Annotated in this window: 4 protein-coding genes; all 4 read right to left on the bottom strand. The window is 46.5% G+C overall.

The annotated features are described in order from the left end of the window. Window positions 1-27 precede the first annotated feature (27 nt). The 4 genes from K7B67_RS19005 to K7B67_RS18990 all read right to left on the bottom strand — a co-directional run bounded on the left by K7B67_RS19005 (window position 28) and on the right by K7B67_RS18990 (window position 11801). Complete coding sequence (locus tag K7B67_RS19005; RefSeq protein WP_252177437.1) at window positions 28-3081, bottom strand: RING finger domain-containing protein; 3054 nt, start codon at window positions 3079-3081, stop codon at window positions 28-30. Window positions 3082-3145: 64 nt separating this feature from the next. Next, window positions 3146-6121, bottom strand: a complete 2976-nt coding sequence (locus K7B67_RS19000; protein ID WP_252177436.1) for an RING finger domain-containing protein — start codon at window positions 6119-6121, stop codon at window positions 3146-3148. After that, on the bottom strand, window positions 6118-8814 hold the full coding sequence (locus tag K7B67_RS18995; protein WP_252177435.1) for an RING finger domain-containing protein: 2697 nt from the start codon (window positions 8812-8814) through the stop codon (window positions 6118-6120). Before K7B67_RS18995 ends, K7B67_RS19000 begins: the two co-directional genes overlap by 4 nt. Next, complete coding sequence (locus tag K7B67_RS18990) at window positions 8811-11801, bottom strand: RING finger domain-containing protein (protein WP_252177434.1); 2991 nt, start codon at window positions 11799-11801, stop codon at window positions 8811-8813. Before K7B67_RS18990 ends, K7B67_RS18995 begins: the two co-directional genes overlap by 4 nt. Window positions 11802-11814: the final 13 nt, after the last annotated feature.

Below are 11814 nucleotides of genomic sequence, written 5' to 3'. Positions count from 1 at the left end.
CCAAGAATTTCCGGGACGTTGCTGGAGTTACTCTTCCTTCCACAGTTCAGTAATTTTCACAATGCTGCCGGGGACATCAAAGCCTGACAAAAAACTTCGGGTCAGCACAAAGCGGCTATTGGCGCTGAAGCTGGCTGAGAGGATTGAATTGGGTTGGCGGATAGTGAATTGGATAGCACCCTTCAGGTACTTGATTTTTGCGATACCATCATCATCAAAGGTCATCACAAAGCGGCCATCGGCACTGAAGGTGGCTGAAATGATCTGATCAGTATGATGGATAGTGACTCCTTCTTCCCATGATCCGTCATTCTTGCAGTTATGGATTTTTGCCGTTCCATCATCACTGGTGGTTACTGCATGTTGGCTATCGGGACTGAAGGTGGCTGAGCTGACCCAATTATTGTGGTGAATGGTGATTTCTTCTTCCCATAATGCATCGGTCTTTTCGCCGTAGATTTTTGCTTGTTTGTCGTAACTGGCGGTCACCACATGATGGCTATCGGGACTGAAAGTGGCTGAGTTGATACGATCATTATGCGAAATGATGGCTTTTACTACCCACGATTCGTCGGCCTGTTTACCAATGATTTTAACCAGGTTATACCCGCCGACAGTCAGCACATGTCGGCTATCGGGGCTGAAGGCGGCTGATCTGATCGAACTATCGGTGCTAATGTGGCTAATGGTAACTTCTACTTGCCATGACTTATCGTCTTTCTGACCAATGATTTTTGCCGTGCCATCGTTACTGGCGGTTACCACATAGCGGTTATCGGGGCTAAAGATGGCTGAGTTGACAGACTCCTCATGGATAACGATAAATTTTACTTGCCATGATCCATCGGCGGATTTGCCCGTGATTTTTACCGCTTTATCTTTGCCGACAGTCACCACATGGCTACCATCAGCACTGAAGCTGGCTAAGTGGATCGGACCATCATGGTTGATGCTCCCTTCTTCTTTCCATGATCCATCCTTATGAACATGGATTTTTGCTGTCCCATCTTTGCTGGCGGTCAACACACGGCTATTGTCGGCTCTGAAGCTGGCTGAATTAATGGGTCCATGGTGGTGGATAGTGATTTCTTCTTGCCATGATCCATCCTCCTTCCGAACATAGATTTTTGCTGTCCCATCCTTACTGGCGGTCAACACACGGCTACTATCGGCGCTGAAGGTGGCTACATTGACCAAATCATCGTGGCGAACGGTGAGTTCTTCCTCCCATGTTCCATCGGACTGATAGACACAGACTTTCGCAGTGCCATCGTAACTGGCGGTCACCACAAGGTGGTTATTGGCGCTGAAGGTGGCTGAGTTGATCCAATCGTCATGGCGGATCTCGGCTTTTTTCACGGGATGAATGAGGGTTCGCAAGAGTTTTACAAACTGTGAATCATCAGATGTCTGGCTGCTATGTCGGCAAAATTGGACAAAGTGGTACAAGGTTGCATAATTTGTTTCTGCCTTATTCCATTCATTAACTGCTCTTTCTGCAATAGCTAAAGAATGACAACCGTCGTATTTTTGCAATAGTTTATCAAAGTCGTTAAGTTTTTTACTTAAGGCATTTAATTCTGTCCGACATATAGGGCAAGTTCTAATTAAATCATCTCGCGCCCTTTTTTTGAGCCACTGGTTTAAACAACCTACGTGATAAAGGTGATTGCAGGGTGTTTTCACCATAACCATATTTGACGAACGTACAAACGGTTCCTGACATACTGCACACTCTGCATGAATAATGTGTGTAGATTTCTCTTTATCCACACTCATTGCATCATCGCTGAAAGCATTGATAGCGATGTAATCATTTTGCATACGCAGTTCATTTGATAAGCGTATTAATTCAAGGAACGATGGGTGATGGTCATATTGTGTCAGGATATCCAGAAAAGAGGTGGGGGATATCAATGATGGTGCAGCATTTATAATCTCATTCCTTATGGCTACATCTGATATTTCTTCTAATAGATTGCGAATACGCTTAACCGGGTGTGAATAATGCAGTAATAATTGAACGAAGTACTCAGTAAAGCAACGTTTTTCAAAATGTCCTATGGGTGGCTGTTGGTGAGATTCATTGACCTTGTCGATTATGTCCAGAACAATCTTATACAAAATCATCAGGTGGTTGATGTCAGGCGAAACCATCATACGGTTGTTGTCAGTGGCTGCTATCAGCTGCCTGATAAATCGGTTGCGTGTTGAGGGCTCATGAGAAGAGCGCGGCAGTGCCAATGTCGCCTCAAGAGGCGTGACTGTACTGCCACTGATGTTTGTACCTTTTGTTTCCAGAACCTGTAAACGCTGGAGCATGTCCAGCTGATCCAACATTTTCCTGAATTTAACAGCGGCGTTGGGATCGTCGCTTGCAATGATGGCTAAAAGCTCGTTGGCAAGTACCTGGAGATCCTGAGTCGAATCATTATTTTGACTCTCCTCGCCATTGTCGTCTTTTCTGTTATTGCCATCGCCGCTGCTACCATTACCTTCTCCCGGTGATTTGTTCTCCCGATTTTCAGGTGCTTCTCTTTGCTCCTGTTGATGCTGGTTATTTGCTGTGTCATTTGATCCTGCATTGGGTCTGCTGCCAGAGGACTGTCCATCCTCATTACCTGTCTGTCGGCCATCACCTATGGACATCAGCCAGTTGATAACGGGTTGCAGAACAGTCAGGTCAATTTCGAACAATCCCGATGGCCTGCCGCCTACACCTCCCCAGGGAGGAGGAGGCAAATAAAAGAAGCCGCTGTTGCCTCCGTTGCCTCTGTTGTCTCCGTTGCCGACACTGGGAAAATCGGCGTTGCCAGCGGGCTGGCCTCCGGTCACTGTCAGGGTGCTATTGCGTGTTCTCCCATCATGGATTGCAATCGGAATCTTGCGCCCATCGGGATGATGACGGTCAATAAGGGTTGAGGAATAGCATAACGGCGCAATCATCACAGCCAGCATCACAGCCAGCATCACAGCCAGCAGGGAAAGAACAAAAATATCAACCATGCCCTTCTTGTTTGCCAGAAAATGCCAGAACAATCCGCGTTGAATGTCTGTTCTGGAAAAATAAAGTAACGCCATGGGTGACTCTCATTATTGGTAGTGCCTCAGAGAGTAGCCAAGAATTTCCGGGATCTTGCTGGAGTTACTCTTCCTTCCACAGCTCAGTAATTTTCACAATGCTGTCGACACCATCAGGTACTGGCAAAAAACTTTGGGTCAGCACAAAGCGACTATTGGCGCTGAAGCTGGCTGAGAAGATTGGATTGGGGTGGCGGGTAATGATTTCTTCCCGTAACGAATTGTCCTTCAGGTAAGTGATTTTCGCGATACCATCAATACCAAAGGTCATCACAAAGCGGCCATCGGCACTGAAGGCGGCTGAAGTGACCTGACCAGTATGATGGATAGTGAGCTCTTCTTCCCATGATCCATCATTCTTGTAGCTTTGGATTTTTGCTGTTTCATCATGGCTGGTGGTGACTGCATGTTGGCTATCGGGACTGAAGATGGCTGAGAAGACCCAACTATTGTGGTGGATACTGATTTCCTCTTCCCATAATGCATCGGTCTTTTCGCCGTAGATTTTTGCCTGTTGGTCGAAACTGGCGGTCATCACAAGGTGGCTATCGGGACTGAAGGTGGCTGTGTGGATACGCTCACTATGGGAAATGATGGCTTTTACTACCCATGATCCGTCGGCCCGTTTACCAAGGATTTTAACCAGTTTATCCTTGCCGACAGTCAGCACATGTCGGCTATCGGGGCTGAAGGCGGCTGATTTGATATCACCATTGGTGCGAATGTGGCTGATGGTGAGTTCTTCTTCCCATGATCCATCGTCTTTCCGGGCAATGATGTTTGCCGTACCATCGTTACTGGCGGTGACCACATAGCGGTTATCGGGGCTAAAGATGGCTGAGTTGGCACGGTTTCTATGGCGAACGATGATTTTTACTTGCCATGATCCATCGACTGATTGGCCCGTGATTTTCACCAGGTTATCTTTGCCAACAGTCACCACATGGCTACCATCGGCACTGAAGCTGGCTAAATGGATCGGACCATCATGGCTGATGCTCCCTTCTTTTTCCCATGATCCATCCTCCTTTTGATGATGGATTTTTGCCGTACCATCGTTGCTGGCGGTCAACACACGGCGACTATCGGCGCTAAAGGCGGCTGAATTGATCGGCCTGCGGTGGCGGATAGTGACTTCTTCTTCCCATGATCCATCCTCTTTCCGAACATGAATTTTTGCTGTCCCATCGTCACTGGCGGTCAATACACGGCGACTATCGGCGCTGAAGCTGGCTAACTTGACCGGATCATCGTGGTGGACAGTGTATTCTTGCTGCCAGGATCCATCGGGCTGATAGACATAGATTTTTGCAGTGCCATCGTAACTGGCGGTCACCACAAGGTGGTTATTGGCGCTGAAGGTGGCTGATTTGATGCCATCGTTATGGCGGATCTCGGCTTTTGTCACGGGATGAATGAGGTGTCGCAAGAGTTTTACAAACGGTGAATCATCAGATGCCTGGCTGCTATGTCGGCAAAACTGGACAAAATAGTACAAGGTTGCATAACTTGTTTCTGCTTTATTCCATTCCTTCACTGCTCTTTCTGCAATAGCTAAAGAATGACAACCGTCGTATTTTATCAATAGTGCGTTAAAGTCGTTAAGCTTTTTTCTTAAGGCATTTAACTCTGCCCGACATGTAGGGCAAGTTCTAATTGAACGATCCCTCCTCCTTTTTTTGAGCCATTGATTTAAACAATCTACGTGATAAAGGTGATTGCAGGGTGTTTTCACTAGAACCATATTTGACGAGCGTAAAAACTGTTCCTGACACACCGGGCACTCTGCATCAATAATTTGTCTGGATTCATGTTTATCCACACGCAGTGCATTATCACGGAAAGAAGTGATCGCTATGTAATCATTTTGCATGCGCAGTTCATTTGATAAGCGTATTAATTCATGGAACGATGGGTGGTCGTCACATTTTGTCAAGATATCCAGAAAAGATTCGGGATATATCAATGATTGTGCACCATTTATAATCTCATTCCTTATGGCTAAATCTGATATTTCTTCTAATAGATTGCGAATATGCTCAACCGGGTGTGAATCAAGCAGGAACAATAGAGTGAAGTACTCAGTAAAGCAACGTTTTTCAAAATGTCCTATGGGTGGCTGTTGGTGAGATTGATTGACCTTGTCGATTATGTCCAGAACAATCTTATACAAAATCGTCAGGTTGCTGTTGTCAAACGAAATTATCAGGTAGTCGTTGTCAGTGACTTCTATCAGCTGCTTGATAAATCGGTTGCGTGTTGAGTGCTCATGGGGAGAACGCGGCAGTGCCAATATGGCCTCAATAGGCGTGACCGTACTGCCCCTGATTTTTGAGCCTTTTGTATTCAGAACCTGCAAACGCTGAGGCATGTCCAGCTTATCCAGCATTTCCCTGAATTCAAAAACGGCGTTGGGATCGTCGCTTTCAATGATGGCTAAAAGGTGATTGGCAAGTTGTTGAAGGTCCTGAGTCGAAGCATTATTTTTACTCTCCTCGCCATTGTCGTCTTTTCTGTTATTGCCATCGCTACTGCTACTATTACCTTCTCCCGGTGATGTGTTCTCCTGATCTTCAGGTGTTTCTCTTTTTTCCTGTTGTTGTTGATTATGATGATGGTGATGGTTAGTTGCGTCATTTGATCCTGTATTGGGTTTGCTGCCAGAGGGTTGTCGATCCTCATTACCTATGGGCGTCAGCCAGTTGATGACGGGTTGCAGAATAGTCAGGTCAATTTCGAACAGTCCCGATGGCCTGCCGCCTCCCCAGGGAGGAGGAGGCGAATAAAAGAAGCCCCCGTTGCCGACACCGGGAAAATCGGTATTGCCAGCGAGCTGGCCTCCTGTCACTGTCAGAGTGTTATTCTGGATTTTCCCATCATTGATTTCAATCCGAACCCTGTGCCCATCGGGATGATGACGGTCAATAAGGGGTGAGGAATAGCACAAGGGCACAGTCATCATAGCTACTAGCATCATAGTTACTAGCATCATAGCCAGCAGGGAAAAAACAATAATACTAATCACGCCCTTCTCAATCATTCTTCTTTCCATAGTTCAATGATTTTCGCAATGTTTTCGGTACCTCTAACAAGTGACACTAAACCGGTGGTCACCACAAAACGGCTATTGGCGCTGAAGGTAGCTGAGGATATCGGACCAGAGTTGTGGATAGGGAGCTCTTTTTTCCGTGAATTGCCCAGGAGATTGACTTTCGCCGTAGGATCTTCACCAAAGGTCATCAAAAGGCAGTTATCGGGACTGAAGGTGGCCGAAGTGAAACCACCACGATGAAGGATAGTGAATCCTTTTTCCCCATCCTTGCAGCTACGGACTTTTGCCGTTCCATCCAGACTGGTGGATACTGCTCGTAGGCTATTGGGACTGAGGGTAGCTGAAGAGACCCTATGATTGTGGGGGATAGTGATTGCTTCTTCCCATAATACATCGCTCTTTTTGCCGTAGATTTTTGCCTGTTTGTCGAAACTGGCGGTTATCATGCAGTGGCTATTGGGACTGAAAGTGGCTGCGCTGATATCATCACTGTGGGAAATGATGGCTTTTTCCAGCCATGATCCGTCGGCCTGTTTGCCAATGATTTTAACCAGGTTATCCTTGCCGACAGTCAGCACATGTCGGCTATCGGGGCTGAAGGCGGCTGATAGGATCAAGCCATGGGTGCTAATGTGGCTAATGGTGAATTCTTCTTCCCATGACTTATCGCCTTTCTGGCCAATGATTTTTGCCGTGCCATCGTGACTGGCGGTCACCAGATAGCGGTTATTGGGGCTAAAGATGGCTGAGTTAACATGGTTACTATGGAGAACGATAAACTTTACTTGCCATGATCCATTGGCGGATTTGCCCTTGATTTTCACCAGGTTATCTTTGCCAACAGTCACCACATGGCTACCATCAGGACTAAAGCTGGCTAAATGGATCGGACCATCATGGTGGGTGGTTCCTTCTTCTTCCCATGATCCACTCTCCTTCAGGACATAAATTTTTGCTGTCCCATCGTCACTGGCGGTCAACAAACGGCTACTATCGGCGCTGAAGCTGGCTGAATGAATGGGCCCACGGTGTTGGATAGTGAGTTCTTCTTGCCATGATCCAGCCTCCTTCAGAACATGGATTTTTGCTGTCCCATCGTCACTGGCGGTTAACACACGGCTATTATCGGCGCTGAAGCTGGCTGATTTGACCGGACCATCGTGGCGAATAGTGAATTCTTCCTTCCAGGATCCATCGGACTGAAAGACATAGATTTTCGCAGTGCCATCGTCACTGGCGGTCACCACACGTTGGTTATTGGCGCTGAAGGTGGCTGAGTTGACTTTACCGTCATGGCGGATCTCGGCTTTTACCTGGGGACTAATTAACTTTCGCAATATAGTTAGAAACTGTGGATCATCAGATGCCTGGCTGCTATGTCGGCAAAATTGGATAAAATGGTACAAGGTTTCATAACTTGTTGCTGTTTTATTCCATTCCTTAACTACTCTTTTTGCAGTAGCTAAAGAATGACAACCGTCGTATTTTCTCAATAGTTCGTTAAAGTTGTTAAGTTTTATTCTTAAGCCATTTAATTGTGTACGACAGGTAGGACAATCTTGAATTGCACGATTCTGCCTCCTTGTTTCGAGCCACTGATTTAAACAATCAACGTGATAAAGGTGATCGCAGGGCGCTTTCACTATATTTGACGAGTGTACAAACTGCTCCCTACATATCGCACACTCTGCACCAATAATGTGTCTGGATTCCTGTTTATTCACACGCAGTGCGTTATCGCGAAAAGAAGTGATAGCGATGTAATCATCTGTGGTTTCAGGGTCACTCATCAGGTGGCTGTTGTCAGACAAAATCATCAGATAGTGGTTGTCAGTGGCTGCCATCAGCTGCTCGATAAATCGGTTGCCTGTTGAGTGCTCATGGGCAGAACGTGGCAGTGCCAATATTGCCTCAAGAGGAGTAACAGTATTGCCCGTGATGTTTGTGCCTTTTGTTTCCAGAACCTGCAAACGCTGAGGCATGTCCAGCTTCTCCAGCATTTCCCTGAATTTAAAAGCGGCGTTGGGATCATCGCTTTCAATGATGGCTAAAAGCTGATTGGCAAGTAGCTGAAGGTCCTGAGTCGAAGCATTATTTTGACTGTCCTCGCCATTGTCGTCTTTTCTGTTATTGCCATCGCCGCTGCTACCATTGCCTTCTCCCGGTGATGTGTTCTCCCGATTTTCAGGTGCTTCTCTTTGCTCCTGTTGATGCTGGTTATTTGCTGCATCATTTGATCCTGCATTCGTTCTGCTGCCTGAGGGTTGTCCATCCTCATTGGCTGCCTGTCGGCCATCACCAGAATCCTTACCCATGGACATCAGCCAGTTGATGACGGGTTGCAGAATAGTCAGGTCAATTTCGAATAATCCCGATGGTCTTCCACCTCCACCTCCCCAGGGAGGAGGCAAATAAAAGAAGCCTCCATTGCCTCCATTGCCTCCGTTGCCGACGCTGGGAAAATCGGCATTGCCAGTGGGCTTGCTTCCTGTCACTGTCAGGGTGCTATTGCGCGTTTTCCCATCATTGATTTCAATCGGAACCTTGCGCTCATCGGGATGATGACGGTCAATAAGCGTTGAGGAATAGCATAGCGGTACAATCATCATAGCCAGCATCATAGCCAGCACCATAGCCAGCAGAGAAAGAACAAAAATACCAACCACGCCCTTCTCAATCATTCTTCTTTCCATAGTTCAATGATTTTCGCAATGTTTTCGGTACCTCTAACAAGTGACGCCAAACCGGTGGTCACCACAAAGCGGCTATTGGCGCTGAAGGTGGCTGAGGATATCGGGCCAGAGTTTTGGATAGGGAGTTCTTTTTTCCGTGAATTGCCCAGGAGATTGACTTTCGCCGTAGGATCTTCACCAAAGGTCATCACAGAGCGGCTATCGGTACTGAAGGTGGCCGAAGTGAAACCACCATGATGAAGGATAGTGTATCCTTTTTCCCCATTCTTGCGGCTAAGGGTTTTTGCCGTTCCACCCAGACTGGTGGCTACTACTCGTAGGCTATTGGGACTGAAGATAGCTGAGGAGACCCCATGATTGTGGTGGATAGTGCTTTCTTCTTCCCATGATACATCAGTCTTTTCGACGTAGATTTTTGCCTTTCTGTCGAAACTGGCGGTCACCACATAGCGGCTATCGGGACTGAAAGTGGCTGAGTTGATGTGATCACTATGGGAAATGATGACTTTTTCCAGCCAAGATCCATCGGCCTGTTTGCCAATGATTTTAACCAGGTTATCCTTGCCGACAGTCAGCACATGTCGGCTATCAGGGCTGAAGGCGGCTGACAGGATCGAACCATTGGTGCTAATGTGGCTAATAGTGAATTCTTCTTCCCATGACTTATCGTCTTTCTGGCCAATGATTTTTGCCGTGCCATCGTTGCTGGCGGTCACCAAATAGCGGTTATTGGGGCTAAAGATGGCTGAGTTGACATGGTTCCTATGGAGAACGATAAATTTTATTTGCCATGATCCATCGGTGGATTTACCCTTGATTTTCACCACGTCATCTTTGCCAACAGTCACCACATGGCTACCATCAGGACTGAAGCTGGCTAAATGGATCGAACCATCATGGTGGGTGGTTCCTTCTTCTTCCCATGATCCGCTCTCCTTCAGAACATAAATTTTTGCTGTCCCATCGTCACTGGCGGTCAACACACGATGACTATCGACGCTGAAGCTGGCTGATCTGACCGGAGCTTCGTGACGAATAGTGAGTTCTTCTTGCCATGATCCACTCTTCTTCAGAACATAAATTTTTGCTGTCCCATCGTCACTGGCAGTCAACACACGGCGACTATCGGCGCTGAAGCTGGCTGATTTGACCGGCCCATCGTGGCGAATAGTGAATTCTTCCTTCCAGGATCCATCGGACTGAAAGACATAGATTTTCGCAGTGCCACCGTCACTGGCGGTCACCACACGTTGGTTATTGGCGCTGAAGGTGGCTGAGTTGACTTTACCGTCATGGTGGATCTCGGCTTTTACCACAGGACGAATGATGGTTCGCAAGATATTTAGAAAATTTGAATCATCAGATGCCTGGCTGCTATGTCGGCAAAATTGGATAAAATGGTACAAGCTTTCATAACTTGTTTCTGCCTTATTCCATTCCTTAACTGCTTTTGTAATAGTTAAAAAATGACGACCGTCGTATTTTGTCAATAGTTTGTTAAAGTCGTTAATTTTTATTCTTAAGCCATTTAATTGTGTACGACAGGTAGGACAATCTTCAATTAAACGACCCTGCCTCCTTTTTTTGAGCCACTGACTTAAACAATCAACGTGATAAAGGTGATTGCAGGGCGTTTTCACTATATTTGACGAGTGTTCAAACTGCTCCTTACATATCGCGCACTCTGTATCAATAATTTGTCTGGATTCATGTTTATCCACACGCAGTGCATTATCGCGAAAAGAAGTGATAGTTATGTAATCATTTTGCATACGCAGTTCATTTGATAAGCGTATTAATTCATGGAACGATGGGTGCTCGTCACATTTTGTCAAGATATCCAGAAAAGATTCGGGATATATCAATGATTGTGCATTATTTATAATCTCATTCTTTATGGCTAAGTCTGATGTTTTTTCTAATAGATTGCGAATACGCTCAACCGGGTTTGAATGAAGCAGAAATAATTGAAGGAAGTACTCAGTAAAGCAAAATTTTTCGAAATTCCCCATCTGTGGTTGTTGGTCGGATTGATTGACCTTGTCGATTATGTCCAGAATAATCTCAGACAAAATCATCAGGCAGTTGTTGCCAGCGGCTTCTATCAGCTGCCCGATAAGTCGGTTGCGTGTTGAGTGCTCATGGGAAGAAAGCGGCAGTGCTAATATCGCCTGAAGAGGAGTAATAGTATTGCCCTTGATGTTTGTGCCTTTTGTTTCCAGAACCTGCAAACGCTGAGGCATGTCCAGCTTCTCTAACATTTCCCTGAATTTAAAAACGGCGTTGGGATCGTCGCTTTCAATAATGGCTAAAAGCTCGTTGGCAAGTGCCTGAAGGTCCTGAGTCGAAGCATTATTTTTACTCTCCTCGCCATTGTCGTCTTTTCTGTTATTGCCATCACCGCTGCTACCATTACCTTCTCCCGGTGATTTGTTCTCCCGATTTTCGGGTGCTTCTCTTTTTTCCTGTTGATGGTGTTGGTTATTTGCTTCATTTGATCCTGTGGGTCTGCTGCCAGAGGGTTGTCCATCCTCATTGGCTGCCTGTCGGCCCTTACCTGTGGACATCAGCCAGTTGATGACGGGTTGCAGAATAGTCAGGTCAATTTCGAACAATCCCGATGGTCTGCCGCCTCCACCTCTCCAGGGCGGAGGAGGCAAATAAAAAAAGCCCCCGTTGCCTCCGTTGCCTCCTTTGTCTCCGTTGCCGACACTGGGAAAATCCGCATTGCCAGCGGGCTTGCCTCCTGTCACTGTCAGGGTGCTATTGCGGGTTTTCCCATCATTGATTTCAATCCGAAATTTGCGCCCATCGGGATGATGACGGTCAATAAGGGGTGAGGAATAACACAAGGGCACAGCCATCATAGCCAGCAGGGAAAGAACAAAAATGCCAACCATGCTCTTCTTGTTTGCCAGAAAACGCCAGAACAATCCGTGTTGAATGTCTGTTCTGGAAAAATAAAAGAACGCCATGGGTGAATCTCAT

The organism is Endozoicomonas sp. 4G (assembly GCF_023822025.1).
GTDB lineage: Bacteria > Pseudomonadota > Gammaproteobacteria > Pseudomonadales > Endozoicomonadaceae > Endozoicomonas_A.
This window is presented reverse-complemented; position numbering and strand designations above follow the sequence as displayed.

Excerpts from the sequence above, each read along its gene's own strand:
- K7B67_RS18990 (WP_252177434.1), bottom strand. The coding sequence starts at position 11,801 with ATGGCGTTCTTTTATTTTTCCAGAACAGACATTCAACACGGATTGTTC.
- K7B67_RS19000 (WP_252177436.1), bottom strand. The coding sequence starts at position 6,121 with ATGATTGAGAAGGGCGTGATTAGTATTATTGTTTTTTCCCTGCTGGCT.
- K7B67_RS19005 (WP_252177437.1), bottom strand. The coding sequence starts at position 3,081 with ATGGCGTTACTTTATTTTTCCAGAACAGACATTCAACGCGGATTGTTC.
- K7B67_RS18995 (WP_252177435.1), bottom strand. The coding sequence starts at position 8,814 with ATGATTGAGAAGGGCGTGGTTGGTATTTTTGTTCTTTCTCTGCTGGCT.